Consider the following 25,784-nt stretch of genomic DNA (forward strand, 5'->3'; position numbering starts at 1 on the left):
CCCGTCCCCTACCCCACGCTCGCCCGATCTCCCCCCCGCCCCCTCCCGGTCCCGCCCCCGGGGGCGCGGCCCCCGTCCCCCCGCGCCACACTCGCCGGACGGGCTGACTTTCAGCCCGTCCGGCGATTGAGGACAAGGCCCGTCCAGGGCCGAAAGGGGGGTCTGGGGGCACAGCCCCCAGGAACGGGACGGGAAGGGGCGGCGGGGGCGAAACCCCTCCCGGCCCCGCCTACCCCGGCAGGCCGCCCGTCAGGGCTTCCGCCGCCGCCCGGCCGCAGGCCCTCGCCGCCCCGTGGGTCGCGATGTGCAACGCACCGCGCGGCGGGGCCTGGGGCACTCCCATCTCCACGATCACCGTGTCCGGGCGGGACGCCAGAACCGTGTCCAGCGCCGCCGACATCCACCCGTGCCGGTGCTCGTCCCGCACCACCGCCACGACGCGCCGCCCGCCCGCCGCCGACAGCGCCGCCTGCCCGGCCCCGTCACCCGTGAAGGTGCCCGTCTCCGTGCCGGGCAGGAGCCGGGCGAGTTCCGCGGCCACGCCCCACGGGGTCTCCTCACCCACCGCGATGTTCGCCACCGGCGTGAACGCGGCCACGTACGGGGGTGCGGCGAGAGGCTCGGCGGTGCCGGTGATCCGCAGGGCCCTGCGGGCCGCCGTCAGGCCGATGTCCGGCGCGGGGGCGGGGGTCCGACGTGTCCGGTGCTCCGTCGTCCAGGCCGCCAGGGACCGTACCCGCCGGGCTGCCTGCGCGAGGCGTTCCTCGGGGAGCTCGCCGGCCCGGACCGCCGTCACCAGGGCGTCGCGCAGCCGCCGTACCGTGTCGTCGTCCGCCAGCCCGCCGCCCACGCAGATCGCGTCCGCGCCCGCCGCGACGGCCAGGACGCTGCCCCGCTCGATGCCGTACGTGGCCGCGATGGCCTGCATCTCCATGCCGTCGGTGACGATCAGGCCGTCGTAGCCGAGGCGTTCGCGCAGCAGGCCGGTCAGGACGGGGCGGGAGAGGGTCGCGGGGCGGTCCGGGTCGAGGGCGGGGACCAGGATGTGCGCGCTCATCACGGCCCGCGTGCCGGCCGCGATCGCCGCACGGAACGGGGCCAGCTCGCGGGACTCCAGCAGCGCGGCGTCCGCGTCGATGCGCGGCATCGCGTGGTGGGAGTCGACGGCGGTGTCGCCGTGTCCGGGGAAGTGCTTGGTGCAGGCGGCCACGCCCGCCGACTGGAGGCCGGTGACATAGGCGGCGGTGTGCCGGGCGACCAGGCCGGTGTCGGCGCCGAAGGAGCGCACGCCGATCACCGGGTTGGCCGGGTTGGAGTTCACGTCGGCCGACGGGGCCCAGTTGAGGTTGACGCCGCACTCGGCGAGGCGGCGGCCCAGTTCGGCGGCGACCTCCCGGGTGAGCTCCACGTCGTCGACGGCGCCCAGGGCGTGGTTGCCGGGGAAGGAGGAGCCGGTGCGCACCTCCAGGCGGGTGACGTCGCCGCCCTCCTCGTCGACGGCGACGAGGACGTCGTCGCGTTCGGCGCGCAGCCGGGCGGTGAGCGCGGCCACCTGGTCCGGTGAGGCGATGTTGCGGCCGAACAGGCCCACGGAGGCGAGGCCCTCGCCGAGGCGGCGGAGCAGCCAGTCGGGGGCGGTGGTGCCGGTGAAGCCGGGCTGGAGGACGGTGAGGGCGTCGCGCGTCAGGCCGTCCTCTCCGCGATGGGACACAGTGGTGCCGCTGGCGCTTGTCGTCATCGGGGTGGCGTCATCCCTTCACGGCGCCGGCGGTCAGACCCGCGGCCATCTTGCGCTGGACGAGGAGGAAGAGGACCACGATCGGCACGGCCATCATGGTGGCGCCGGCCATCATCGGGGCGTACTCGGTGCCGTGCTTGGTGGTGAAGTTGCCGAGCCACACGGTGGCGGTCTGGTGTTCCTGGCTGAGCAGCATCAGGGCGTAGAGGTACTCGTTCCAGGCCTGGATGAAGGCGTAGACCGAGGTGGCGACCATGCCGGGGGCGAGGAGCGGAAAGACGACCCGGATGAAGGCGGCGGTGCGGGAGCAGCCGTCGACCATCGCGGCCTCCTCCAGCTCCTTGGGGATGTTGACGATGAAGCCGCGCAGGGTCCAGACCGTGAAGGGCAGGATGAAGGTCAGATAGGTGATGACCAGACCTGACAGCTTGTCGTACTGATGCAGGTCGTTGAGGAGCAGGAAGACCGGGATGATCATCGCGACCAGCGGGACCATCTGGACGGCCAGGATGCCCACGATGACGACCTTGCGGCCGCGGAAGGCGAAGCGGGAGATGGCCAGCGCGGCGAGGGTGCCGACGACGACCCCGATGACGACGACCGACACCGAGACGATCAGGCTGCGGCCCACGGGGCCCCAGAAGTCGGCGATGTCCAGTGCCCGGCGGAAGTTGTCGAACGTGACGGCCGTGGGCAGCAGGCTCGGGTCGGGGTCGATGGCGTCCTTGGCCGGTTTGAACGCCGTGTCGAGCATCCAGTAGAGCGGGAAGCCGGCGGTGAGGAAGACGAGCAGGCCGAGGATGTTCCAGCCGAGCTTCGGGTACCGGCGCGGGCCCCGGGCGGGGGAGGCCGGCGCGGCGGGGGTGGCGGACGCCTGGGGCGCCGTGGAGAGCGTGCCGCTCATGCCGCTGGTGCCGCTCATTCGACTTCTCCGATCTGCAGCATCTGGCGCATGTAGACCGCGACCACGCCCAGCAGCAGGAGCACGGTGATCAGGGCGATCGCCGAGCCCTGCGCATAGTCGTTGACCACGAACGCGCGGTCGTAGGAGTAGGTGTTGAGCACCTGGAACTCCGGTTCGGGGTGTCCGCCGCGCATCACGAAGACCTGCGGGAAGACACCCATGTCCCAGATCACCGAGAGGGTCGTGAGCATCACGACGACCGGCTTGAGGATCGGCAGGGTGACATGGCGGAAGACGCCCCAGCCGCCCGCGCCGTCGAGGCGCGCGGCCTCCTCCAGTTCCTTGGGCACCTGGGTCAGGCCCGCGCTGAGGGTGATGACCACGAACGGCACCGCGCCCCACACGACCAGCAGCATGATCACGGCCAGGCCCTGGGAACCGCTGGCGAACCAGTTGTGGCCGATCATGTCGACCCCGGGCAGCCTGCTGAGCAGGGCGTTGAAGACGCCGTAGTCCGAGTCGAACAGCCACTTGAAGACGGTGGTGGCCACGATGACCGGCATGCCCCAGCTGGCCACCAGCACGATGTTGATCAGCGTGCGCAGCCAGCCGGAGACCTTCTGGAGCAGCAGCGCGAGCGCCATCCCGCCGACCATGGTGAGCAGGACGCAGCCGGCCGCGAAGACGATGGTGCGGACGACGACGGTCCAGAACTCGCTGTCGCCGAGCACCGTGGAGAAGTTGTCGAAGCCCACCCACTCGGCGGGTTTGAAGCCCCACAGCTGGGGCTGGCCGAAGGCCTGGAAGGACAGGGTGACCAGCCGGACCAGGGGGTAGCCCATGACCAGGACGAGGACCAGCAGGCACGGGGCGAGCAGCAGCCAGGGCACCGCGGCACCGCCCGTCCGCGCTCTGCGTGGCCGGTCCGGGACGGCTGCCGGTGGGGGCGCCTGCCGCGGGGGCGGCACCTTCGCGGGGGTGGTCGTGTCTGCGGCACTCATCGGGCGCTCCTCAGCGGTCCCTCGGGTCGTACGTCGTACGGAGAGAAGGCGGTCCCGTACGGCCGGGGCGGCGGGGCGGTGACGGCGCGCGCCGGGGGAAGCGGCCCGCGTGCGCGGTCGTACGGGACGCGGGGTCCCGCCCCACGACGGTGTCCGGGGCCGTACGGGACGCAGGGCCCCGTCCCCGGGCGCGGTGCCCGGGGCCTCACGGGGCCCTGCGGTCAGGTCACTTGTTGTTGATGACCTTGTCGATCGCGGCGTCCGCCTCCTTGGCGGCGGCCTCGACCGACTTCTTGCCGGTACCGATGTTCTGCAGCATGGTCTGCAGGATCTGGGCCTTCTCGACCTTGCCCCAGCCCGGCGCCATCGGGACGAACCAGCTGGACTCGGCCGCGGTCGCCGGGACCGCCGTGGCGGGGTCGCTCTTCAGGGGCGCGAGATCGGTCTTGTTGTTGGGCAGGTTGCCCTTGGCGATCAGGCCCTTCTGGCCGGAGGGGCCGGTGAACGCCTCGATCCACTCGGCGGCGACCGCCTGCGCGTCGGAGCGGGTCGGGATCGCGAGGTCCGAACCGCCGAGGAACACCGGCATGTTCTTGCCGGACGGGCCGGGCATGACGAAGTTCTCGAGGTTGTCCTTGAGCTTGCCGGTCTTGTCGGCCTTCGGGTCGGCGGCGCTGGCGCCCTCCCACGCGGCGGCGAAGATCATGCCGGACTTGCCCTGGCCGTAGACGATGTAGCGGTCGGACTCGTCCTTGGTCTTGTCGCCGTGCATGTACTTGTCGACGACGTTCTTGAACTCGGTGAGGCCCTTGAGCGACTCGGGCGAGGAGAGGCTGCCCTTCCACTGGCCGCCCTCCTCCTTGGCGATGGCGCCGCCGGCGTCGTAGACGAAGGACATGCCCGCGTACCAGTCACGGGTGGGCTGGTACCAGGCGCTGAACTTGCCGCCCTCCTTCTTCTGGACCTTGTCGAGGTCGGCGGTCAGCTCCTTGTACGTCTTCGGCGTGGACTTGACGCCCGCGGCGGCGAAGACGTCCTTGCGCCAGTTGCCGACGCGGCCACCGGCGTAGTAGGGGACGCCGTAGGTCTTGCCCTGGTAGGTGACGGAGGCCTTGAGGCCGTCCAGCCACGCGCCGGAGTTGGTGAACTTCGCGGCGTCCACCGGCGCGAAGGCGCCGTTGACCATGTAGCCGAGCATCTCGGTGTTGCCCATCTCGACCACGTCGGGCGCCTTGTCGGTGGCGAGGACGGCGTCGAGCTTGGTGTTCTTGTCGGGCCAGCCGTAGTACTCGTGCTTGATCTTGATGCCGGGGTGCTTCTTGACGACCGCGGCGTCGGCGGCCTTCACCAGCTCGGGCCAGTTGTTCTGCGCGTCGACGGTGAGCCAGACCGTCAGCTCCTTGGCGTCGGCACCGCTCTTGCCGGAGTCCTTGCTGTCGTTGCCCCCGCACGCCGCGATGGAGACCATCATGCCCGCGATACCGATCGCTGCTACCAGCTTGCGCTTCACGCCATCCTCCTCAGGGATGCCACCAACCCCCCTGCCTCCCCCGCGGTGAGAGCGTCGACGCCGTACCGCCCGTGGAGCCGGGAACTGGACCAATGGTGTAGACCAGCACGGGGAGCCTGGCCCAGACCAATAGGCCTGTCAAGGGTGTTCACCGGCTTCGCAGACTCCGTTACGGGACCTACATATGAAAGGACCTTTAAGTAGGAACCCAGCGAAAACGGGTAGACCACTGACGAGACACCCGACTGGACCACTGGGGTGAGATGGACTAGACCATCAAGCGGTGCAACGGTATACAGAAGGGATCACGGGGGAGCGGGAGCGTCCCGCTCGCAGCCGTGCCACGATGTGGGCCACCGCGGCCGGCAGGGGGCCGGCAGCGGCGGCACCCGGAGCCGGAAGGCAGAGGATGAGCACCGACGTCAGCAGTGCGGAGAACGAGGGTGGGGCGGCCGTCCGCACCGCGCGTGTGCCCAAGTACTACCGACTGAAGAAGCACCTGCTCGAGATGACGGAGACGCTGTCCCCCGGCACGCCCGTCCCTCCCGAGCGCACCCTGGCGGCGGAGTTCGACACCTCGCGCACCACCGTGCGGCAGGCCCTGCAGGAACTGGTCGTCGAGGGCCGGCTGGAGCGCATCCAGGGCAAGGGCACCTTCGTGGCCAAGCCCAAGGTCTCACAGGCGCTGCAACTCACCTCTTACACGGAGGACATGCGCGCCCAGGGACTGGAACCGACCTCCCAGCTGCTGGACATCGGCTACATCACCGCCGATCACCGGCTCGCCGAGCTGCTCGACATCACGGCCGGCGGGCGCGTCCTGCGCATCGAGCGGCTCCGGATGGCGAACGGCGAGCCGATGGCCATAGAGACCACGCATCTGTCCGCCAAGCGCTTCCCCGCGCTGCGCCGTTCACTGGTGAAGTACACCTCCCTGTACACCGCCCTCGCCGAGGTCTACGGCGTCCATCTCGCGGAGGCCGAGGAGATCATCGAGACCTCGCTGGCCACCCCTCGTGAGGCGGGGCTGCTCGGCACCGACGTGGGGCTGCCGATGCTGCTGCTCTCCCGGCACTCCCTGGACCGGGAGGGGCAGCCGGTGGAGTGGGTCCGGTCGGTGTACCGGGGCGACCGGTACAAGTTCGTGGCACGCCTCAAGCGGCCCCAGGACTGACCGGCCGGAAGCCGGGACGACGGCTGACGTCACCTCGGGCCGCGTTCGCTCGTTGCGATTTTGCGCAGCGATATCCGGACGACGTCTTCCGGTTCGCCGACACCGTCCCCTACATTGCCTGCGCATTACCACGGGTTGCCGCGCGCGCGAGGGGACGGAGTCACCACATGTCAGACGCCACGGAAGTGTCCGCACCACCCCCGGTGACGCCGTTACGGGTCGCCGTCGCCGTCTGCCTGCTCGCGCCCTTCGCGGCGATGCTGTGGGTCGGCTCCTACGCGAAGACCGACCCGGCGTTCATCGGGATCCCGTTCTTCTACTGGTACCAGATGGCCTGGGTGCTGATCTCCACGGCGCTCACCATGACCGCGTACCGGCTCTGGGAGCGTGACCGGCGCGCCCGCGCGCGCCACGGCGTCACCGTCACCGCCTCCTCTTCCGGAGAGGGAGGTGTGTCGGAGTGAAGGACGGCGTGAACGGCGTCGCGCTCGGTGTCTTCGTCTTCTTCTTCCTCGCCGTCACGGTGCTGGGCTTCCTCGCGGCGCGCTGGCGCCGCGCGGACAACGAGCATTCGCTCGACGAATGGGGCCTGGGCGGACGGTCGTTCGGCACCTGGATCACCTGGTTCCTGCTCGGCGGTGACCTCTACACGGCGTACACCTTCGTCGCCGTCCCCGCGGCGGTCTACGCGGCGGGCGCGGCGGGCTTCTTCGCGGTGCCGTACACCATCCTGGTCTACCCGCTGATCTTCACCTTCCTGCCCCGGCTGTGGTCGGTGTCGCACCGGCACGGCTATGTGACCACCTCGGACTTCGTGCGCGGCCGGTTCGGCTCCAAGGGCCTGTCGCTGGCGGTGGCGCTGACCGGCATCCTCGCGACGATGCCGTACATCGCGCTCCAGCTCGTCGGCATCCAGGCCGTGCTGGACGTGATGGGCGTCGGCGGCGGGTCGGGCTCGAACTCGTTCGTGAAGGACCTGCCGCTGCTGATCGCCTTCGGCGTGCTGGCCGCCTACACGTACTCCTCGGGGCTGCGGGCACCGGCGCTGATCGCGTTCGTGAAGGACGGGCTGATCTACGTCGTGATCGCGGTGGCGATCATCTACATCCCGATCCGGCTCGGCGGCTTCGACGACGTCTTCGCCAAGGCCGGCCAGGCGTTCGCCCAGGTCAACCCGGCCACCGGCAAACCACGCGGCGCGCTCGCACCGGCCGAGGCGGGCCAGTGGACGTACGCCACGCTGGCACTGGGCTCGGCGCTCGCGCTGTTCATGTATCCCCACTCGATCACCGCGACGCTGTCCTCGAAGAGCCGTGACGTGATCCGCCGCAACACCACGATCCTGCCGCTGTACTCCCTGATGCTGGGGCTGCTGGCGCTGCTCGGCTTCATGGCCGTCGCCGCCGGGGTCAAGGTCACCAACGGCCAGCTGGCGATCCCCCAGCTGTTCGAGGACATGTTCCCGGCCTGGTTCGCGGGGGTGGCGTTCGCGGCCATCGGCATCGGCGCGCTCGTCCCGGCGGCGATCATGTCCATCGCGGCGGCGAACCTCTTCACCCGCAACATCTACAAGGACTTCATCAAGCCGGACGCCACCCCCGCCCAGGAGACCCGCGTCTCCAAGATCGTGTCGCTGCTGGTGAAGGTGGGCGCGCTGGTCTTCGTCCTCACCATGGACAAGACGGTCGCCATCAACTTCCAGCTGCTGGGCGGCATCTGGATCCTGCAGACCTTCCCGGCCCTGGTCGGCGGCCTGTTCACCCGCTGGTTCCACCGCTGGGCGCTGCTGGTCGGCTGGGCGGTCGGCATGGTCTACGGCACCGTCGCCGCGTACGGCGTGGCCTCGCCGACGCAGGCGCACTTCGGCGGCTCGGCGAAGGAGGTCCCGGGCATCGGGGAGATCGGCTACATCGGCCTGACGGCGTTCGTCCTGAACGCCGCGGTCACGGTGGTCCTCACCGTCGTCCTCAAGGCCCTGAAGGCCCCGGAGGGCATCGACGAGACGCGTCCCTCCGACTACACGGCCGACGCGGGCGACCCGGGCGTACGGGTGGAACTCCCGGCGGCGACGGCGGGAGCGAGCCACTGAGCCAGAGTCTGGTGCGACGCTCGTCCGCGGGCCGCCGGGAGGAATCATCCGGCGGCCCGCGGGCGTACGGGCGTGCGTACAGGCGCATGGGCGTGCCGGCGGGCGGGCCGCCCGCCGCGCGCCGGATCCCCGGCGGGGTCAGTCGTTGGGGACCACGGCGTAGCGGGGCTCGTTCTCGGCCATCTGACGCAGCGCGTCCTTGCGCTCCCGCTTCGAGAGCCGGTCGATGTACAGGTATCCGTACAGGTGGTCGGTCTCGTGCTGGAGGCACCGGGCGAAGTAGCCGGTGCCGCGCACCTTGACCGGGTTGCCCTTCTCGTCCTGCCCGGTCACCTCGGCGTAGTCGGGGCGGGCGAGCGGCGCGTACGCGGTCGGCACGGACAGGCAGCCCTCGTTGCTGTCGTCGAGACGCCGCAGGTCGGCGGGCAGGTCGACGAGCTTGGGGTTGCACACCACGCCGACGTGCCGGGCGCCCTGGTCGTCCTGGCAGTCGTAGACGAAGACCTTCAGGTCGACGCCGATCTGGTTGGCGGCCAGGCCCACGCCCTCGGCGGTGCGCTGGCTGGCGAACATGTCCGCGACCAGCTGGTCGAGTTCCGCGCCGAACTCGGTGACGTCCTTGCACTCCTTGTGCAGCACCGGGTTGCCGACCACGGTGATCGGCCGGGAGGTGCCGCGCTCACGCCAGGCGGTCTCGCGCTCCTCGGCGTCCCCGGTGTCGACGACGAAGCCCTCGTCGTCCACGGGGAGCACGCCCGCGTGCTGCTGATCGGTGTCCTGCTGCGCCATGACCGACGTACGCCTTCCTGCAAGTCCGGGAGATGCCGCGGGTACAGCTCCCGCGGGTGTTTTGCGGGTACAGCCTAAAGGCGCGGTCAGCAGACCTCTTCCAGATCCCGCCAGTCCCGGGAGTCCGGGCTGTCCGCGACCCAGCCGTCCAGCAGTCCCCGTACCAGCGAGGCCGGTGCGGCGACCCCGCACTCGCGCTCCGGCACCCACAGCTGGCCGTCGGTGCGGTGACCGAGCGGCCCCGGGTGCCCCGGCTCACTGTGGTCGTGGGGATCCAGGTGCACGCCGTCGCCCTCGTCGGACGGCATCCGCGACTCGGAGCACATCCGGCACAGCAGCCGCACGGACGACGACCAGTCCTCCGCCGCGAACCCGGCGTCGGCGGCGAGCTGCTCCAGCGCGTCCCGGTCGGCCTCGGTGGCCGCCTCCAGCAGGACCACCCAGGTCGGGACGGGCGAGGGGGCCCACAGCTCGATCTCGTCGAACACCGGGTAGGCGTGCCCGGCGGACGTGGTGCGTTCGCCGTGCGGCACCCCGTCGTGCAGGACGACCTCGCCCCAGCGGCGTCCCGACGACGGCAGCGGGATCGACAGCACCTCCATCCGGGCCGGATCGAGCCGCCGCCCCCACACCACCTCGGCCTCGCCCTCCGGCGACAGCCGTACGGCCGCGCTGCCCAGTTCCATCCCGGCGGGCTCGCCGGTGGCCGCACCGCCGCCGGGCACCTGGAGGCCGTACGCCTGCCAGGCGCGCCGGGCCAGCGGCCAGTCCTGCAGGGCGGTGGCGGCGATGCCGACGTTCCACCAGTCCGGCGCGCCGGACTCCCGGTCCAGCAGCGCCACCGCGCGCAGACCCGCGGCCCTGGCCTGCTCCCAGTCGTGCCGGAACTTGTGCAGGAGGGCGAGGTTGAACCAGGACTCGGACAGCCAGGGCTCGAGATCGGCGGCCCGTGTCAGCAGCGCGCCCGCGTCCTCGTACCGGCCGTCACCGATCAGCGTGAACGCGCGATCGGTGGCCTGCCGCCATGAGGCGGAGGGCCGGTTCCGTCCCTTGCCGAAGATCCTCACGATTCCCGCCTGCCAGTTCCGTGGAGTGAGCCGGCCGGTGCCCCCGTGCACCCACTCCCTCGCATCCAACCACGTACAGCTTGAGGGGCGCTCATTACCCATGGGTTACCCAGTCGGGGGCAGGGTAAGACAGCCCCGTTCCGGCTCCGGCACCGGGTCCGGGCCCACGGCGCGGGCACGCCCGGCGCGAGCCGCCGGACATGACGGAGGCCGACGGGACGGGACGGGGTGAAGGCCGGCGGGACGGGGTGAGGCGGCGGACGCGGGGCGGTACGAGGCGGTGGCGGCGTGCGCCGGTGCGTCCAGGGGCGGTCACGGCGTTCGCGCCCGGCGTACGGGACCGGTCCGGCGCCGTGTGCGGAGACCGGACCGGGCCCGCACCGTGCGGGGGTGCCGCGTGGGCGCGGGACAGGGGGTACGGTCCGGCGGGGCCGGTCTCCGCCGGTTCAGGAGTTCCGTGACTCCTGCGGCGCGCCGGCCACGTCGTGCTCGGGCACCGACTGCCCGGAGCGGATCAGGTCGAGCCGCCCCATCACCTTGGCGCGCAGGTCGGTCGGCACGTCGTCATGCCCGCAGCAGCGTTTGACCAGCTTCTTCACTGCCTGTTCGAGCCCGTACTTCTCGAGGCACGGGGAGCATTCCTCGAAGTGCTGCTGGAACTTGGTGCGGTCCATCTCAGGCATCTCGCGGTCGAGGAACTCGTAGAGGTGGTCCAGCACCTCACTGCAGTCCGTCTCGTGCGGATCTCCGCAGCTCATGAGCCCGAGCCTTTCGCTTCGTCCGACTCGGCGGCACCGGCCGGGACGAGACCGCGCTCACGCGCGTAGTCCTCCAGCATGCCGCGCAGTTGACGGCGGCCCCGGTGCAGCCGGGACATCACCGTGCCGATGGGTGTCCCCATGATGTCCGCGATCTCCTTGTACGCAAAGCCCTCGACGTCCGCGAGATAGACGGCGATGCGGAACTCCTCGGGGATCGCCTGAAGCGCTTCCTTCACGTCCGAGTCGGGCAGGTGGTCGAGCGCCTGCGACTCGGCGGAGCGCAGACCGGTCGACATGTGCGACTCGGCACGTGCCAGCTGCCAGTCCTCGATCTCCTCCGCCGCGCTGCGCTGGGGCTCGCGCTGCTTCTTGCGGTAGGAGTTGATGAAGGTGTTGGTGAGGATCCGGTACAGCCATGCCTTCAGGTTGGTGCCCTCGCGGAACTGGTGGAAGGACGCGTACGCCTTGGCGTAGGTCTCCTGCACCAGGTCCTCGGCGTCGGCCGGGTTCCGCGTCATGCGCAGCGCGGCCGAGTACATCTGGTCGAGGTATTCGAGCGCGTCCCGCTCGAAGCGCGCGCTGCGCTCCACGCTCGACTCGGCGGACCGGTCGCTTCCGGTCGCCGTCGTGTCCGCGTTCATGCCCTGGCCCTCGGGCTGCTCCGCCTGGCCGTTGTCGGTCCCTGCGTCGGTACCGGTGACCGGACCCACCTCCTCAACGTTCCGGGCAGGACCGAAGCCGGTCCCACTCGTTTCGGAGGATAGAACACGACCCGAGTCCGCCGCCGCCCGAATCGGAGTGGTCCCGGCCGCGTGCAGCACCGTCCAGTCCAGCCCGGTGCGGGGCGTGCGGCTCGGACAGATCGTCGAACCCATGCGGCGGACTCCCTCTCCCACGACGTCCGTGCTGGTGTCCCCCAGCACTTCTGTCCGCCTCAACAGCGGCCCCGTCCCGGGCATTCCCGGGTGTCACCCGAGTGACGCGGCCCACCGGGTGACACCGTCGGTGACGATCTCCAGCGCCCGTTCCTGGGTGAGGTCCGCACGTCCGGGGACGGCGAGGCCGTGATCGGCGTACGGCACCTCGATCAGCTCGTACGGCCCCTCGGGGAACTCCGCCGGCCGCCCGAACGGGTCGTTCGCACCCTGGACGACGAGCGTGGGCACCCCGGTGCCCAGCAGCTCCTCCGCCCGCGACTTCTCGGGCCTGCCCGGCGGATGCAGCGGGAAGCCGAGGGCGAGGACCGCGACGGCGCCCAGTTCCGCCGCCGTACGGCAGGCGACCCGCGCGCCGGCGCTGCGCCCGCCGGAGACCACCGGCAGGCCGGGCGCCGCCAGCGCGGGCCAGATCCCGCGCCAGCCGGTGTCCAGGGTCTTCGGAGCCGGGGCGATCTTCTTCCCGGCGACCCGCCAGGGCTGCTCCACCAGAGCGACGCTCACCCCGTGCCCGGGCAGCACCCGGGCCAGCGCCTGGAGGTCCCGCGCCCCGATGCCGCCGCCCGCGCCATGGCTCATCGCCAGCACGAGCCGGGCCTGCTTCGCGCGGTGCCAGGTGATGCGAGCGGTGCCGGCGTCGGTCTCGCGGGTCTCTGGGGTCACGCCGGTCTCGCGGATCACGTCGGTCTCTGTGGTCACGCCGGTCTCACGGGTCTCGCGGGTCTCTGGGGTCACGTCAGAAGAGTGTGCCCTCTTCGGGTGCCTCCAGCTCCGTCAGCAGCTCCGGGCCGTTGTTGCGGACGTTGCTGACGGCCGTGGAGACGGGGTAGGCGCGCATCAGGCCGGGCGGCGGCGGGGCGAGCAGGCCGCGCAGTTCGTCGGGGTCGGTGCGGGCCGGGTCCAGCCAGGCGTCCCAGCGGTCCGGGGTGAGCATCAGGGGCATCCGGGGGTGGATCTCGGCGAGCGAGCGCGGGCCCTCGGCGGGGGCGACGGCGAGCGGGGTGGTCTCGGCCTCCGTGGTGATCACCGTGCAGGTCACCCACCAGGCCCGCGGATGCTCGTCGGGCAGGGTGCGGTCGCGCCAGAACTCGTAGAGACCGGCCATCGCGAACACCGACCCGTCGGCGGGCAGCACGAAGTAGGGCTGCTTGCGGGGCCGCTTCTTCTTCCCCTCGACCTCCAGATCCCGTTCCTGGCTGCCGGTGACCCACTCGTAGTAGCCGTCGGCGGGCACGATGCAGCGCCGGGCGGCGAAGGCCCTGCGGTACGACGGCTTCTCGGAGACCGTCTCCGCGCGGGCGTTGATCATCCGGGCGCCGCCCTCCGGGGTCTTCGACCAGGAGGGCACCAGACCCCACCGCAGTGTGCGCAGCTGACGAACCGCGCGCGGATCGGCGGCGTCCTTCAGAGGGCGGTCGAGGACTGCGTAGACCTCCTTGGTGGGGGCCACGTTGTAGTCGGGTTCCAGGGTTTCCTGTGGATCCCACTTCTGGATCTCAAAGATTCCCGCGAGATCCTCGGGCCTACGACTGACCGCATACCGTCCGCACATACGTGCAACACTGCCAGACTCCGTACCACCAGAGGGAGCAACCAGCGAACATGGCCAGCACGCCCGTCACCGCGCTGCCCGACCTCTGGGACCGTCTCACCGGCACCCAGCCCGACCCCCGGCTGTGGGTGGTGCTCGCCACGCTCGCCGCCGCATTCGCCGTGATCCTCCCTCACCCGGTGTGGCGGGTCTCCCGCAACGCCATCACCATCGCGCACGAGGGCGGCCACGGCCTGGTCGCGCTGCTCACCGGCCGCCGGCTGACCGGGATACGCCTGCACTCCGACACCAGCGGCCTCACCGTCAGCCGGGGCAAGCCGCACGGCGTCGGCATGATCCTCACGGCGGCCGCCGGCTACACCGCTCCCCCGCTGCTCGGCCTGGGCGGCGCCGCGCTGCTGGCCGCCGGGCGCGTCACCCTGCTGCTGTGGCTGGCGACGGCGCTGCTGATCGCCATGCTGGTGATGATCCGCAACGCCTACGGCGCGCTGACCGTGATCGTCACCGGCGGCGCCTTCCTGCTGGTGTCCTGGCTCGCCGGTCCCCAGGTGCAGGCGGCGTTCGCGTACACGGTGGTGTGGTTCCTGCTGATCGGCGGGGTGCGCCCGGCCTTCGAGCTGCAGGCGAAGCGGCGGCGCGGCGGCGCCGGGGACTCCGACGCCGACCAGCTGTCCCGGCTCACGCACGTGCCCGCGGGACTGTGGCTGTTCCTGTTCCACGCGGTGTCGCTGTGCGCGCTGATCGGCGGCGGGCGGTGGCTGTTGCAGGTGTGACGCCCCGCGCACGTGGGCGAACGCCGCGCACGGACACGGGCGAACGCGGCGCACGGACGTAGGGGGAGCGGAGCGGAAACGCACACCGCATAGACGAGCGGCATACTCCGTTTGTCCGCGCCGGCGTCTACCACGCCCTGATTTCGCCGCTGTTTCACCGTCTTCGATCAAGATCTCCGGTTGTCGGCAGCCATTAAAGTGGGGCCCATGACCGCTAACCCCGCGCCCACCGCCCTCTGGCCCGCCCCGCACGCGAGCGGAGCCGTCGACGCGACGGTCCACGTGCCCGGGTCCAAGTCGGTCACCAACCGTGCCCTGGTGCTGGCCGCCCTCGCCTCCGAGTCCGGCTGGCTGCGCCGCCCGCTGCGTTCCCGCGACACGCTGCTGATGGCGGGCGCGCTGCGCGCGATGGGGGTCGAGATCGAGGAGGGGGTCGGTCCGGACGGCTCCGGCGAGGCGTGGCGGGTGTTCCCCGGCGGCCTGCGCGGCCCCGCCACGATCGACGTGGGCAACGCGGGCACGGTGATGCGCTTCCTGCCTCCGGTGGCCGCCCTGGCCGACGGCCCCGTCCGCTTCGACGGCGACCCGAGGTCGTACGAGCGCCCCCTGCACGGGGTGATCGAGGCGCTGCGCACGCTCGGCGCGCGGATCGACGACGACGGGCGCGGCGCGCTGCCCCTGACGGTGCACGGCGGGGGTGCCCTGGAGGGCGGTCCGGTGTCGGTCGACGCCTCGTCCTCCTCGCAGTTCGTGTCCGCGCTGCTGCTGTCCGGGCCGCGCTTCAACCAGGGTGTCGAGGTCCGCAACACCGGCGCCACGCTGCCGTCCATGCCGCACATCCGGATGACGGTGGACATGCTGCGCGCGGTCGGCGCCCAGGTGGACACGCCGGAGTCGGGCGGCGAGCCGAACGTCTGGCGGGTCACTCCGGGCGCGCTGCTGGGCCGGGACCTGACGATCGAGCCGGACCTGTCGAACGCGCAGCCGTTCCTGGCGGCGGCGCTGGTGACCGGGGGCCGGGTGGTCGTCCCGGACTGGCCGGCGCGGACGACCCAGCCGGGCGACCGGCTGCGTGAGATCTTCACCGAGATGGGTGGTTCCTGCGAACTGACCGACTACGGTCTGGAGTTCACCGGTTCGGGTGCCCTCCACGGTATCGATGTGGACCTCGGGGACGTCGGCGAGCTGACGCCGGGCATCGCGGCGGTGGCCGCGCTCGCCGACTCGCCCTCGACACTGCGGGGCGTGGCGCATCTGCGGCTGCACGAGACGGACCGGCTGGCCGCGCTCACCAAGGAGATCAACGAGCTGGGCGGCGACGTCACCGAGACCGCCGACGGCCTGCACATCCGCCCGCGCACACTGCACGGCGGCACCTTCCACACCTATGAGGACCACCGTATGGCGACTGCCGGTGCGATCATCGGCCTCGCGGTCGAGGGCGTGCGGATCGAGAACGTGGCGACGACGGCCAAGACCCTGCCGGACTTCCCGGACCTGTGGACCGGGATGCTCGGGGCCTAGGACACGGGACAGCTGTCATGCGCCGCTACGGCAAGCACACCGACGAGGACGACATCCGCAGCCGCCCCAACCGCAGGGGCAACCGGCCGCGCACCACCATCCGGCCCAAGCACGAGGACGCGGCCGGAGGCATGGTGCTCACCGTCGACCGGGGCCGGCTGACCTGCCTGGTCGACGACCGGGTCGTCGTCGCGATGAAGGCCCGCGAGCTGGGCCGCAAGGCCGCCGTCGTCGGCGACCAGGTCGCCCTGGTGGGCGATCTGTCCGGCGAGAAGGACACCCTGGCGCGCATCGTCCGGATCGAGCGGCGCAGTTCGCTGCTGCGGCGCACCGCGGACGACGACGACCCGTACGAGCGGGTGGTCGTCGCCAACGCCGACCAGCTCGCCATCGTCACCGCCCTCGCCGATCCGGAACCCCGCCCGCGTCTGATCGACCGCTGCCTGGTCGCGGCCTACGACGGTGGCCTGGACCCGCTCCTCGTCCTCACCAAGTCCGATCTGTCCCCGCCCGACGAGCTTCTCGGGCTCTACGGCGACCTCGACATCCCCTACGTCGTCACCAGCCGCGCGGAACTGGAGAACGGCGACGCGGCGGACCGGGTGCGCGAGCATCTCGACGGCAAGATCACGGCGTTCGTGGGGCACTCCGGCGTCGGTAAGACGACCCTGGTCAACGCGCTGGTGCCGGAGGACAGGCGGCGCACGACCGGGCATGTCAACGCGGTCACGGGCCGCGGCCGGCACACCACCACGTCGGCGCTGGCGCTGCCGCTCGACGGCGCGGCCGGCTGGGTCATCGACACGCCGGGGGTACGGTCCTTCGGCCTCGCGCACATCGACCCGTCCCGGGTGATCCACGCGTTTCCCGACCTGGAGCCCGGCACCGAGGGCTGCCCGCGCGCCTGCAGCCACGACGAGCAGGACTGCGCTCTGGACGCCTGGGTCGCCGACGGCCACGCCGACGCGGCGCGGCTCTATTCCCTGCGCCGGCTGCTGTCGACACGGGAGCATACGGACGGCGACTGACCCTCGCGGTGTTTGTGAGGTGTCGAGTCCGGTAAGTGCATCATCGCACCGACCCGCACACGTGGAGGGGACAGCACATGGCGTGGCTGCTGGTCATCGTGGCCGGTCTGTTGGAGACCGGCTTCGCCGTGTGTCTGAAGCTGTCCCACGGGTTCACCCGGCTGTGGCCCACGATCGCCTTCTGCTCCTTCGCCCTGGGCAGCTTCGGCCTGCTGACCCTCTCCCTGCGGAAACTCGACGTGGGTCCGGCGTACGCGGTGTGGACGGGTATCGGGGCCGCGGGCACCGCGATCTACGGCATGGCCTTTCTCGGCGACCTGGTCTCGACACTGAAGATCGTGTCGATCAGTCTGGTGATCGTCGGGGTGATCGGGCTGCAACTGTCGGGCTCGTCCCACTGAGCCCGCCCCCGCCGGACACCACGGCGGACCCGCCCCGTCCTGTTTTCCGCGGTCCTGCAAGAGGGCCGGCGGCCTCCGGGCCGGGCCGTCGAGCACGGTGTCGTTCCGGACGGTCCGGCGGAGGTCAGCCGACCGGCTGTCTGCGGTACAGGGCGTCGCGGATCAGCTCCGCTATCCGGCCCTCCGCGGGCGGCGCCGCCACACAGGACAGTGCCAGCCGGACGCCGAGCTCGCAGGAGCGGGCCAGCTCGGCGGTGTCCGCCCTGAACGCACCGGGTCCCGTCAGCACCGCGACGGCACGGTCCCGTACGGCCGCCACGAGGTCGGCGGGTGACGGGAGCGGGCCGTCGGCCCTGCGCTGCGCCGGTACGGCCGAGGAGGACGGCACCGCGGAGAGCGTCGGCGCGGGCAGCCGCTCGCTCCAGCATCCGGTGAGCATGGCGCGTACCAGCGCGTTGCCCCGCGCGGCCGACGCCGTCCACTCGGCGACGGCGGCGAGCCGCTCGGGCGCGCCGCCGGGCAGCGCGAGGGCGCGTTCGACGCCGGCGAGATAGGCGTCCGCCTCCCTGCGCACCAGCGCCCGGGCGAGTCCCTCCTTGCTCCCGAACTCGTTGTAGAGGGTCTGCCGGGACACTCCGGCGACCGCGGCGACGTCCACCATCCGGATGGCGGACCACGGCCGGCGCGCCAGCGCCGAGTACGCGGCGTCCAGCAGGGATTCCCGCGCTGCAGGCATCTTCGCCTCCCAGTGGCGAGCGGCTCTGCGCCCAGACTTGACGGGCACACATGCACTGTCAAGGGCCGGAGAAGTCCCTGCCGGGGGTGCCATTGGGCACTGCCCACATCACCAAACACCCGCACCACGACTCCCCCGCACCCATCGTCCCCACCCCCGCCGCACCGCCCCGCACGCGGTACCCCGCCCCCCACGGAGTGGCCCGGCGGCGACCTGGCCCGATACGGTTCCTCCCATGCCGGACTACCTCGACGACCTGCGTCTCGCCCACGTCCTGGCGGACGCCGCCGACGCCGCGACGACGGAACGCTTCAAGGCGCTCGACCTGAAGGTCGAGACCAAACCGGACATGACCCCGGTGACCGAGGCGGACCGGGCCGCGGAGGAGCTGATCCGCGGCCAGCTGCAGCGGGCCCGCCCGCGGGACGCGATCATCGGCGAGGAGTACGGCGTCGAGGGCACCGGCCCGCGGCGCTGGGTGATCGACCCGATCGACGGCACCAAGAACTATGTGCGCGGCGTCCCCGTCTGGGCGACCCTGATCGCGCTCACCGAGGCCGCGGAGGGCGGCTACCAGCCCGTCGTGGGCCTGGTCTCCGCTCCTGCCCTGGGCCGCCGCTGGTGGGCCGCGAAGGGCCACGGGGCGTTCAGCGGCCGCAGCCTGTCCTCCGCCAGTCGCCTGCACGTCTCGCGGGTGTCGAAGCTGTCGGACGCGTCCTTCGCGTACTCCTCGCTCTCCGGCTGGGAGGAGCAGGGCCGGCTGGACGGCTTCCTGGACCTCACCCGCGACGTGTGGCGCACCCGCGCGTACGGCGACTTCTGGCCCTACATGATGGTGGCCGAGGGCTCGGTGGACCTGTGCGCGGAGCCCGAGCTCTCGCTGTGGGACATGGCCGCGAACGCGATCGTGGTGACGGAGGCGGGTGGCACCTTCACCGGCCTGGACGGCCGCCCCGGCCCGCACAGCGGCAACGCGGCGGCGTCGAACGGGCTGTTGCACGAGGAGCTGCTGGGGTATCTCAACCAGCGCAGCTGATCCGGACCCCGTGAGCGCGCACGCCCTCCGCGGATCACGCGCGCCCTCTTGTTGACCCCCGCTTTGCCTGTCACTCTGAAAGTCCCCCCACTTGTGAACTTGTGAATCCGTGCACGAGTGGCCCGGGGGGTCGTCCGGCACGTTTCCGACCTGGAGGTGGCTCCATCCCATGCTCGTCCGCGACGCCATGAGCACGGTGGTCCTCACCATCGGCCCCGCACACACCCTCCGCCAGGCCGCCACCCTGATGTCCGCACGCCGGGTGGGGGCGGCCGTCGTCCTCGACCCGGACGCGGGCGGGATCGGCATCCTCACCGAACGCGACATCCTGAACTCCCTGGGCCGCGGCCAGGACCCCGACACCGAGCGCACCCACGCCCACACCACCAACGAGGTCGTGTTCGCGGCCCCGTCCTGGACGCTGGAGGAGGCCGCCCGGACCATGGCCCACGGCGGCTTCCGTCACCTCATCGTCCTGGAGCGCGACGAACCGGTCGGCATCGTCTCGGTCCGCGACATCATCCGCTGCTGGGCCCCGGCGCGGCAGCGCGTACCGGCCTGAGCAGCCCGAACAGGGGTGCCGGCAGTCCGCCCCGCCACCGGCACCCCTCCCGCCCCCACCCCCACTTTAGACTTGGTCCAAAGTGACACTTATTCGTAAAATGGTCTGGCTGCTGTTAGAATCCGCTCCATGAGCGACCTTCTGGAACGGCTGCGCGGACGCGGATGGCGGATGACCGCACAGCGGCGCGTCGTGGCCGAGGTGCTGAACGGTGAGCACGTCCACCTGACGGCCGACGAGGTCCACCACCGGGCGGTCGTCAGACTTCCCGAGATCTCCCGGGCGACGGTCTACAACACCCTGGGCGAACTGGTCTCGCTCGGCGAGGTCCTCGAGGTCACCACCGACAAGCGGGCGAAGCGCTACGACCCGAACGCGCACGTCCCGCACCACCACCTGGTCTGCGCCCGCTGCGGCACCATCAAGGACGTCCACCCGACGGGCAACCCCCTGGCCGACCTCCCCGCCGCGGAACGCTTCGGCTTCACGGTGTCGGAGGTGGAGGTCACGTACCGCGGCCTGTGCCCCGACTGCGCACGGTAGAGGCAGGGATGCGGGAGGGGCGGGAAACACGAACGAACCGAGGGCCGGAATCCGTAGATCGGATTCCGGCCCTCGGCCTTCAGTAGCGGGGACAGGATTTGAACCTGCGACCTCTGGGTTATGAGCCCAGCGAGCTACCGAGCTGCTCCACCCCGCGTCGATGAACTGAACACTACGTGACGCTCACGGACAGAAGCAAATCGCTTTCCCGACACCGGGAAGCCGCAGTTCAGACACCACAACGCCCCGGGGAGAAGGGCGAGGGCGCGCGGCCCCGGGGCGCGCCCGGTACGGCGATCACGCCGTCAGCTCCGACCGCAACGCGTCCCGCAACCGCTCCGCCCGCGCCGCCACCTCCCCCGGCCCCAGGGACACCGCCCGGTCGGCCCACCGCTGCCCCTCGGCCAGCTCGCCACGACGCGCGTAGACGAGGGCGAGCCGCAACGCCGCCCGTCCGTGCCCCGCGTTCGCGGCCCGGGTCCACCACACCGCCGCCTCCGGCTCGCTGCCCTCCCGGGCCAGCAGCAGCCCGAGATTGAACGCGCCGTTGCGCGACCCGGCGTCCGCGGCCTGCCGGTACCAGCGGGCCGCCTCGACCACGTCGCCCCGTGCCGCGGCGAGCATCCCGACCCGGACCTGCGCCCGCCGGTGCCCCTGGGAGGCGGCCCGCTCGTACCACTCCTCGCACTCGGTCTTCTCGTACACCGCGTGGCCCAGCTCGTGCGCGGGCGCCGGGGGGCGCCGGGCGTCGAGCACGGTGGCCAGCCGGTACGCCGCCTCGGCGCTCCCGCCGCCCGCCGCGCACCGCAGATACCGCTCGGCCTCCCGCTCGTCGCCCTCGCGCAGCCGGGCGATGCCGACCTGCAGCGCGGCCTCCGTATGACCGGCGGCGGCCGCGCGCTCGTAGCAGCGCAGCGCGAGCGCGGTCTCCCGCTCGGTGCCCCGCCCGGCGTACAGGATGCCCAGGTTGAACGCGGCGTCGACGCTGCCCGCCTCCGCCGCCTTGGAGAACCAGGGCTCGGCACCGGTGGTGTCGCCGCCCTGGAGCAGCAGGACGGCGAGCGCGTTGGCCGCCTCGCGGTGCCCGGCGTACGCGGCGCGCCGGTACCACTGCTCGGCCTGCGCGGTCCGCCCCTGCTCGGCGCAGAGCAGCCCGAGGTTGTACGCGCCGTTGTCGTCCCCGGCGTCCATGGCCGCCCGGTACCACCGCTCGGCGGTCTGGGTCTCGCCCCGCTGGGCGTGCAGCGCGCCCAGCGCGTTGGCGGCGTTGCCGTCGCCGTCCTGGGCGGCCCTCAGCCACCAGACGAACGCGTTCTCCAGGTCGCCCGCGTCACGCAGCAGGAACCCGAGGGCGCAGGCGGCGCGCGCGTCACCGTCCTTGGCGGACGTGAGGTACCAGCGTCCGGCCTCCCTGAGCTCGCCGCGCCGTTCGAGGATCACGCCGAGTTGCAGCGCGGCCTGCCGGTGGCCGCGAGCGGCGGCCTGCCGGTACCACTGCTCGGCCTCGGCGGGGCCCCGGGAACCGGCCTTGGCACCCGTCTTGGAGCCGGTTCCGGAAGGCGCCCCGGAACTTCTGACGCCGACGGCGGTTCCGGTTCCGGTACCGGCTCCGGTCTCCCGGCCGGCACGCCGGTCGAGCGCGCGGGCCAGCCGGTACGCCGCTTCCCGGTGCCCGCGTTCGGCGGCGACCCTCATCCACTTCTCGGCCCCGGCGTCGCCGCGGTGCTCCAGCAGATCGGCGAGCGCGTAGGCGCCGAGCGTGTGCCCCTGCTCGGCGGACTGACGCAGCCAGTACTCGGCGGCGGGCTCGTCGCCGCGCTCCCGGTGGTGACGGCCGAGGGCGTGGGCGGCCGCCGCGGAGCCCGCGACGGCGGCGACGCGCCACCAGCCGGCCGCCTCGTCTGCGTAGCCGCGCTGGTGGAGGAGGACTCCGAGGTTGTTGGCGGCGGCCCGGTCGCCCGCGGCGGTGGCGGCCCGCAGCTGGGGCTCGGCACCGTCGAGATCACCGCGGCGCAGCAGCATGGCCCCGAGGACGCTCATCGCCTCGACGTCACCCTTCTCGGCGGCGAGTCGCCGGCGCACCTCTTCGACGGCCTCGTCGGCCACCTGCCCGGTCTCGTCCCGGGTCTCCTCCCGATCGGAAGGCTGCACAAACCGCCCCGTCTCGAACAGAGTTGCCTTGTCCCCCATAACGTCCATCGTCGCACCACCCGCAACCGGGGTACACCTGGTATACCGCAACCAGTGAGGTCACTACAGCGTTTTGTCGACATGCCCACAGAGAGACAAGTCAAACACACAACTCCCTTGTCGACACGGCGGCACGACGGTCCCGTCGCCAACTCGTGGCACGTGTCGCACGTTTCAAACCACCTCGGCGACCGCCGCCTCCCGCTCCTTTACGCGGCAGGCGCACCCGGACGCACACAGCACGAAGGCCCGGGTCCCTGAGGGACCCGGGCCTTCGGCGTCGTTCGGACATCACTGCCGTCGACATTCAGTAGCGGGGACAGGATTTGAACCTGCGACCTCTGGGTTATGAGCCCAGCGAGCTACCGAGCTGCTCCACCCCGCGCCGTTGTGAAAGAACCGTATCACGGCGCGGGGTGTGCCCTGTGATCAGCCGCTGCCCGCGCTCCCGCTCGGGCTGGGACTGGCGCTGGGGCTCGAGCTGCCGCCCGAACCGCTGCTGCCGGACTTCTTGCTGCCGCCGGCCGCCTTGTCGGCCGCGGCCTGTGCCTCCTCGGCCCGCTTCAGCGCGTCCTGGAGGTCCTTCTGGGCCTTGCCGTAGGCGGCCCAGTCGTTGTCCTTCAGGGCCTGCTGACCGGCGTCGTAGGCCTTCTGGGCGTCGCTGAGCGCCTGGCGGACCGTCGGGTTGCCGGACGCCGGCGGGTTGCTGGTGCCGGAGTCCGGTGGCGTGGTCGTCGAACCGTCCACTCCGAAGACCTTGTTGAGCGCCGCGTCGAGGGTGTCCTCGAAGGCGGTGTTGCCGCCGTAGGTCACCAGGACCTTGCGCAGCAGCGGGTACTTGAGGTCGCCGCCGCGCACATAGACCGGCTCGACGTAGAGCAGTCCGCCGTCGAGCGGCACCGTGAGCAGGTTGCCGTACTCGATGTCCGAGTCACCGCCTCTGAGCAGGCGGATGGACTCGGCGATGGACGGTTCCGAGTTGAACTGGCTCTGCACCCGTTTGGGGCCGTCGACGGTTCTGCCCGTGGGCAGTTTGAGAATGGTGATCTTTCCGTACCCTCCGGTGCCCGCCTCGGCGTTGACCGACATGAAGGCGCTCAGGTTGTCCCGGCCGTTCGGTGTCATGGTCGTCGTCAGGGAGAACGCCTGGGACTGCTGACCGGGCATCTTGAGGCTGAGGTAGTACGGCGGCACCGCGTCGCCCGACTTGTTGGTCGGGTCGTCCGGGATCTGCCACACCTCGCTGCCGCTGAGGAACGTCTGCGCGTCCGTGACGTGGTAGCGCGTCAGCAGTTCGCGCTGGACCTTGAACAGGTCCTGCGGGTAGCGGAGATGGTCCATCAGCGCCGGCGAGATGTCCTTCTTGGGCTCGACGGTGCCGGGGAACGCCTTCATCCAGGTCTTCAGGACCGGGTCCTCGGTGTCCCACTGGTAGAGCTTGACCTCGCCGGTGTACGCGTCGACGGTCGCCTTCACCGAGTTGCGGATGTAGTTGACCTGGTTCTGCTGGGCCACCACCCGCTGGTTGTTGGCGGCGGTCAGCGAGTCCGTGGTGGTGTCGCCGAGCGTGGTGCGGGAGGCGTACGGATAGCCGTTGGTGGTGGTGTACGCGTCGACGATCCACTGGATGTGCCCGTCGACCACCGCCGGATAGGCCACGCCGTCGATGGTCAGCCAGGGCGCCACCGCCTCGACACGCTGCTTGGGCGTGCGGTTGTAGAGGATCCGTGAGCCCTTGCCGATGGCGCCGGAGTAGAGGATCTGCGGCTCGTTGAACGCCGCCGCGTACGCCGCCCGGTTGATCGGGCTGGAGAGGCTGACCCCGCTGGTGCCCTGGTAGCTGGTGGTCTTCTCGCCGCTGTCGTCGGAGTAGTCGATCTCCTTCTGGGGACCGCCGACGATGGAGTACGTGTCGGTCTTCTCGCCGTAGTAGACCCGCTGCTGGTACGTGCCGAGCTCACCCGTGGACGGCAGGTCGGACTCGGTGAACACCGGCCGGCCCTCGGAGTCCGCCTCGGTGCCCTTGGCGGCGACCACGCCGTAGCCGTGGGTGTAGCGGAAGTGGTCGTTGATCCAGTTCTTCTTCGGGATGCCGTTCAGGTTCAGCTCGCGCAGACCGATGACGGTGTCCTGGTCCTTGCCGTTGATCTTGTAGCGGTCGACGGCGAGGTTGGACGGGAACCCGTAGTAGTTGCGGACCTGCTGGAGCTGCTCGAACGTCGGCGACACGATGTTCGGGTCCATCAGACGGTAGCTGGCGGCCGTGTCGGCGTCGTCGCGCAGTTGCGTCTTGTCCTTGGTGCTGCTGGAACCCGCGTAGTCGGACACCGTCGCGTCGTCGATCCCGTACGCCGTGCGGGTGGCGTCGATGTTCTTCTTGACGTACGGCGCTTCCTTGGCCTGCTCGTTCGGCTGGACCTGGAACTTCTGGACGATCGCCGGGTACAGGCCGCCGATGAGGATGGCGGAGAGCACCATCAGGCCGAAGCCGATGACGGGCAGCTGCCAGGTGCGCCGCCACAGGGTGGCGAAGAACAGCAGTGCGCAGATGACGGCGATGAAGAACAGGATCGTCTTGGCGGGCAGATAGGCGTTGGCGTCGACGTAGCGCAGGCCCGTCCAGTTGCCGGTGGCCTTGAAGTCGCTCGACTTGACCGCGAGGCCGTACCGGTCGAGCCAGTAGGCGACCGCCTTCAGGGCGACGAAGATCCCGAGCAGCACCGACAGATGTCCGGTGGCGGCGCCCGTGGCGCGCGCGCCGGGGCTGGTCAGGCGCAGCCCGCCGTAGAGGTAGTGGGTGAGGGCCGCGGCGATCAGCGAGAGGATCGCGGTCGCGAATCCGAAACCCAGCAGGAACCGGTACCAGGGCAGGTCGAAGGCGTAGAAGGCGACGTCCAGGTGGAACTGCGGGTCCTTCTGGTGGAAGGGCACACCGTTGACCCACATCAGCCAGACCCGCCACTGGCTCGACGCGGAGGCGCCCGCGACCAGCCCGACCAGGGCCGTGACGGACAGCAGCAGCCACTTCTTGTACGGCGCGATGCCCATCCGGTACCGGTCGAGGCTCTGCTGCTCCATCGACATGGCGCTCAGCGGGGGCCGCAGCCGGTGCGCCAACCAGACGTTGACACCGACCGAGACCGCCATCAGCAGGCCGAAGACGAAGAACAGGCCGATCTTGGTCCACAGGGTGGTGGTGAACACCGACGAGTAGTGCACCGACCGGTACCACAGCCAGTCGGTCCAGAAGCCCGCGAACATGGTGAACGCCATGCCGAGGACGGCGAGGACGCCCAGCGTCATGAGCAGGGACCGGGCCCGCCGGGACGGTCGTCCCACTCTGATCCGCGGCCCCGTGGGGCCTCCGCCGCGGTCCGGCATCTGGAAAGCCAAGGTGCGCACCTCGAAGTTCGCTGTCGATCCGTCAGGTCCTCGGGTTCGTGGACCGTCCGCGGCCCCCCGGGGTCGGGG

General features: G+C 71.2%; 23 protein-coding genes and 2 tRNA genes. 10 read left to right on the top strand and 15 right to left on the bottom strand.

Going from position 1 to position 25,784, the window contains the following annotated elements; all coding sequences use genetic code 11:
- Positions 1-229: 229 nt before the first annotated feature.
- The 4 genes from ABZ862_RS35315 to ABZ862_RS35330 all read right to left on the bottom strand — a co-directional run bounded on the left by ABZ862_RS35315 (position 230) and on the right by ABZ862_RS35330 (position 5,153).
- Positions 230-1,738, bottom strand: a complete 1,509-nt coding sequence (locus ABZ862_RS35315) for a glycoside hydrolase family 3 protein (RefSeq protein ID WP_360967644.1) — start codon at positions 1,736-1,738, stop codon at positions 230-232.
- A 10-nt stretch (positions 1,739-1,748) separates the two neighbouring features.
- Positions 1,749-2,660, bottom strand: coding sequence for a carbohydrate ABC transporter permease (locus ABZ862_RS35320; RefSeq protein WP_360967647.1), 912 nt, complete (start codon positions 2,658-2,660; stop codon positions 1,749-1,751).
- Positions 2,657-3,643, bottom strand: coding sequence for a sugar ABC transporter permease (locus tag ABZ862_RS35325; RefSeq protein WP_360967650.1), 987 nt, complete (start codon positions 3,641-3,643; stop codon positions 2,657-2,659). Before ABZ862_RS35325 ends, ABZ862_RS35320 begins: the two co-directional genes overlap by 4 nt.
- Positions 3,644-3,869: 226 nt before the next feature.
- The gene (locus ABZ862_RS35330; RefSeq protein ID WP_360967653.1) at positions 3,870-5,153 is read right to left on the bottom strand and encodes an extracellular solute-binding protein; all 1,284 of its coding nucleotides are present in this window, start codon (positions 5,151-5,153) and stop codon (positions 3,870-3,872) included.
- Between the two features lie 409 nt (positions 5,154-5,562).
- Here ABZ862_RS35330 and ABZ862_RS35335 point away from each other — a divergent pair, with 409 nt between their 5' ends.
- From ABZ862_RS35335 to mctP, 3 genes are all read left to right on the top strand, one after another.
- Positions 5,563-6,327 carry a GntR family transcriptional regulator gene (locus ABZ862_RS35335; RefSeq protein ID WP_360967656.1) on the top strand — a complete coding sequence of 255 codons (765 nt, stop codon included), beginning with the start codon at positions 5,563-5,565 and terminating at the stop codon, positions 6,325-6,327.
- Positions 6,328-6,494: 167 nt separating this feature from the next.
- Positions 6,495-6,791: a DUF3311 domain-containing protein gene (locus tag ABZ862_RS35340; RefSeq protein WP_360967659.1), complete on the top strand. Its 297-nt coding sequence runs from the start codon at positions 6,495-6,497 to the stop codon at positions 6,789-6,791.
- Positions 6,788-8,416 (top strand): monocarboxylate uptake permease MctP, encoded by a 1,629-nt coding sequence (gene mctP / locus ABZ862_RS35345; protein ID WP_360967662.1) that lies wholly within the window; start codon positions 6,788-6,790, stop codon positions 8,414-8,416. The genes ABZ862_RS35340 and mctP overlap by 4 nt, the downstream gene beginning before the upstream one ends.
- Before the next feature lie 138 nt (positions 8,417-8,554).
- Here mctP and def read toward each other — a convergent pair whose 3' ends face one another.
- The 6 genes from def to ABZ862_RS35375 form a co-directional block, all read right to left on the bottom strand.
- Positions 8,555-9,205 (bottom strand): peptide deformylase, encoded by a 651-nt coding sequence (def, locus tag ABZ862_RS35350; RefSeq protein WP_360967664.1) that lies wholly within the window; start codon positions 9,203-9,205, stop codon positions 8,555-8,557.
- Between the two features lie 86 nt (positions 9,206-9,291).
- Complete coding sequence (locus ABZ862_RS35355) at positions 9,292-10,272, bottom strand: hypothetical protein (protein WP_360967667.1); 981 nt, start codon at positions 10,270-10,272, stop codon at positions 9,292-9,294.
- 446 nt (positions 10,273-10,718) lie between these two features.
- A complete protein-coding gene (rsrA, locus tag ABZ862_RS35360; protein ID WP_360967669.1) occupies positions 10,719-11,030 on the bottom strand; it encodes a mycothiol system anti-sigma-R factor in 312 nt (103 codons plus the stop codon).
- Complete coding sequence (locus ABZ862_RS35365; protein WP_360967672.1) at positions 11,027-11,743, bottom strand: sigma-70 family RNA polymerase sigma factor; 717 nt, start codon at positions 11,741-11,743, stop codon at positions 11,027-11,029. Before ABZ862_RS35365 ends, rsrA begins: the two co-directional genes overlap by 4 nt.
- Positions 11,744-12,001: 258 nt before the next feature.
- Positions 12,002-12,631, bottom strand: coding sequence for an alpha/beta family hydrolase (locus tag ABZ862_RS35370; RefSeq protein WP_360967784.1), 630 nt, complete (start codon positions 12,629-12,631; stop codon positions 12,002-12,004).
- Positions 12,632-12,704: 73 nt separating this feature from the next.
- Positions 12,705-13,520: an SOS response-associated peptidase gene (locus tag ABZ862_RS35375; protein WP_360967674.1), complete on the bottom strand. Its 816-nt coding sequence runs from the start codon at positions 13,518-13,520 to the stop codon at positions 12,705-12,707.
- Between the two features lie 50 nt (positions 13,521-13,570).
- Here ABZ862_RS35375 and ABZ862_RS35380 point away from each other — a divergent pair, with 50 nt between their 5' ends.
- The 4 genes from ABZ862_RS35380 (at position 13,571) to ABZ862_RS35395 (ending at position 17,246) form a co-directional block, all read left to right on the top strand.
- Positions 13,571-14,293 carry a M50 family metallopeptidase gene (locus tag ABZ862_RS35380; RefSeq protein ID WP_360967677.1) on the top strand — a complete coding sequence of 241 codons (723 nt, stop codon included), beginning with the start codon at positions 13,571-13,573 and terminating at the stop codon, positions 14,291-14,293.
- Positions 14,294-14,500: 207 nt separating this feature from the next.
- Complete coding sequence (gene aroA, locus ABZ862_RS35385; protein ID WP_360967680.1) at positions 14,501-15,817, top strand: 3-phosphoshikimate 1-carboxyvinyltransferase; 1,317 nt, start codon at positions 14,501-14,503, stop codon at positions 15,815-15,817.
- 17 nt (positions 15,818-15,834) lie between these two features.
- Positions 15,835-16,845, top strand: a complete 1,011-nt coding sequence (gene rsgA, locus ABZ862_RS35390; RefSeq protein ID WP_360967683.1) for a ribosome small subunit-dependent GTPase A — start codon at positions 15,835-15,837, stop codon at positions 16,843-16,845.
- 77 nt (positions 16,846-16,922) lie between these two features.
- Positions 16,923-17,246: a multidrug efflux SMR transporter gene (locus ABZ862_RS35395; RefSeq protein WP_360967685.1), complete on the top strand. Its 324-nt coding sequence runs from the start codon at positions 16,923-16,925 to the stop codon at positions 17,244-17,246.
- Between the two features lie 124 nt (positions 17,247-17,370).
- Here the strand turns inward: ABZ862_RS35395 and ABZ862_RS35400 are convergent, their stop codons facing one another.
- Positions 17,371-17,982 (bottom strand): TetR/AcrR family transcriptional regulator, encoded by a 612-nt coding sequence (locus ABZ862_RS35400; RefSeq protein WP_360967687.1) that lies wholly within the window; start codon positions 17,980-17,982, stop codon positions 17,371-17,373.
- A gap of 235 nt (positions 17,983-18,217) precedes the next feature.
- Here ABZ862_RS35400 and hisN point away from each other — a divergent pair, with 235 nt between their 5' ends.
- From hisN to ABZ862_RS35415, 3 genes are all read left to right on the top strand, one after another.
- Complete coding sequence (hisN, locus tag ABZ862_RS35405; RefSeq protein ID WP_360967690.1) at positions 18,218-19,018, top strand: histidinol-phosphatase; 801 nt, start codon at positions 18,218-18,220, stop codon at positions 19,016-19,018.
- Positions 19,019-19,187: 169 nt separating this feature from the next.
- Entirely contained in the window at positions 19,188-19,580 is a 393-nt protein-coding gene (locus ABZ862_RS35410; protein WP_360967692.1) for a CBS domain-containing protein, read from the top strand.
- Positions 19,581-19,709: 129 nt separating this feature from the next.
- Positions 19,710-20,123: a Fur family transcriptional regulator gene (locus ABZ862_RS35415; RefSeq protein WP_360967695.1), complete on the top strand. Its 414-nt coding sequence runs from the start codon at positions 19,710-19,712 to the stop codon at positions 20,121-20,123.
- Positions 20,124-20,206: 83 nt separating this feature from the next.
- Here ABZ862_RS35415 and ABZ862_RS35420 read toward each other — a convergent pair.
- The 4 genes from ABZ862_RS35420 to ABZ862_RS35435 all read right to left on the bottom strand — a co-directional run bounded on the left by ABZ862_RS35420 (position 20,207) and on the right by ABZ862_RS35435 (position 25,694).
- Positions 20,207-20,280, bottom strand: a tRNA-Met gene (locus tag ABZ862_RS35420).
- A gap of 140 nt (positions 20,281-20,420) precedes the next feature.
- The gene (locus tag ABZ862_RS35425; RefSeq protein WP_360967698.1) at positions 20,421-22,322 is read right to left on the bottom strand and encodes a tetratricopeptide repeat protein; all 1,902 of its coding nucleotides are present in this window, start codon (positions 22,320-22,322) and stop codon (positions 20,421-20,423) included.
- Between the two features lie 302 nt (positions 22,323-22,624).
- Positions 22,625-22,698, bottom strand: a tRNA-Met gene (locus ABZ862_RS35430).
- 44 nt (positions 22,699-22,742) lie between these two features.
- A complete protein-coding gene (locus ABZ862_RS35435) occupies positions 22,743-25,694 on the bottom strand; it encodes a UPF0182 family protein (RefSeq protein WP_360967787.1) in 2,952 nt (983 codons plus the stop codon).
- Between the last annotated feature and the right edge of the window lie 90 nt (positions 25,695-25,784).

This window comes from Streptomyces sp. NPDC047000, assembly GCF_040644295.1.
Taxonomy (GTDB): domain Bacteria; phylum Actinomycetota; class Actinomycetes; order Streptomycetales; family Streptomycetaceae; genus Streptomyces.

What these genes read in the sequence shown, in the direction of transcription:
- ABZ862_RS35315 (WP_360967644.1), bottom strand. Translation starts at nt 1,738, where the DNA reads ATGACGACAAGCGCCAGCGGCACCACTGTGTCCCATCGCGGAGAGGAC.
- ABZ862_RS35320 (WP_360967647.1), bottom strand. Translation starts at nt 2,660, where the DNA reads ATGAGCGGCACCAGCGGCATGAGCGGCACGCTCTCCACGGCGCCCCAG.
- ABZ862_RS35325 (WP_360967650.1), bottom strand. Translation starts at nt 3,643, where the DNA reads ATGAGTGCCGCAGACACGACCACCCCCGCGAAGGTGCCGCCCCCGCGG.
- ABZ862_RS35335 (WP_360967656.1), top strand. Translation starts at nt 5,563, where the DNA reads ATGAGCACCGACGTCAGCAGTGCGGAGAACGAGGGTGGGGCGGCCGTC.
- ABZ862_RS35340 (WP_360967659.1), top strand. Translation starts at nt 6,495, where the DNA reads ATGTCAGACGCCACGGAAGTGTCCGCACCACCCCCGGTGACGCCGTTA.
- def (WP_360967664.1), bottom strand. Translation starts at nt 9,205, where the DNA reads ATGGCGCAGCAGGACACCGATCAGCAGCACGCGGGCGTGCTCCCCGTG.
- rsrA (WP_360967669.1), bottom strand. Translation starts at nt 11,030, where the DNA reads ATGAGCTGCGGAGATCCGCACGAGACGGACTGCAGTGAGGTGCTGGAC.
- ABZ862_RS35375 (WP_360967674.1), bottom strand. Translation starts at nt 13,520, where the DNA reads ATGTGCGGACGGTATGCGGTCAGTCGTAGGCCCGAGGATCTCGCGGGA.
- ABZ862_RS35380 (WP_360967677.1), top strand. Translation starts at nt 13,571, where the DNA reads ATGGCCAGCACGCCCGTCACCGCGCTGCCCGACCTCTGGGACCGTCTC.
- aroA (WP_360967680.1), top strand. Translation starts at nt 14,501, where the DNA reads ATGACCGCTAACCCCGCGCCCACCGCCCTCTGGCCCGCCCCGCACGCG.
- rsgA (WP_360967683.1), top strand. Translation starts at nt 15,835, where the DNA reads ATGCGCCGCTACGGCAAGCACACCGACGAGGACGACATCCGCAGCCGC.
- ABZ862_RS35395 (WP_360967685.1), top strand. Translation starts at nt 16,923, where the DNA reads ATGGCGTGGCTGCTGGTCATCGTGGCCGGTCTGTTGGAGACCGGCTTC.
- ABZ862_RS35400 (WP_360967687.1), bottom strand. Translation starts at nt 17,982, where the DNA reads ATGCCTGCAGCGCGGGAATCCCTGCTGGACGCCGCGTACTCGGCGCTG.
- hisN (WP_360967690.1), top strand. Translation starts at nt 18,218, where the DNA reads ATGCCGGACTACCTCGACGACCTGCGTCTCGCCCACGTCCTGGCGGAC.
- ABZ862_RS35410 (WP_360967692.1), top strand. Translation starts at nt 19,188, where the DNA reads ATGCTCGTCCGCGACGCCATGAGCACGGTGGTCCTCACCATCGGCCCC.
- ABZ862_RS35415 (WP_360967695.1), top strand. Translation starts at nt 19,710, where the DNA reads ATGAGCGACCTTCTGGAACGGCTGCGCGGACGCGGATGGCGGATGACC.
- ABZ862_RS35425 (WP_360967698.1), bottom strand. Translation starts at nt 22,322, where the DNA reads ATGGACGTTATGGGGGACAAGGCAACTCTGTTCGAGACGGGGCGGTTT.
- ABZ862_RS35435 (WP_360967787.1), bottom strand. Translation starts at nt 25,694, where the DNA reads ATGCCGGACCGCGGCGGAGGCCCCACGGGGCCGCGGATCAGAGTGGGA.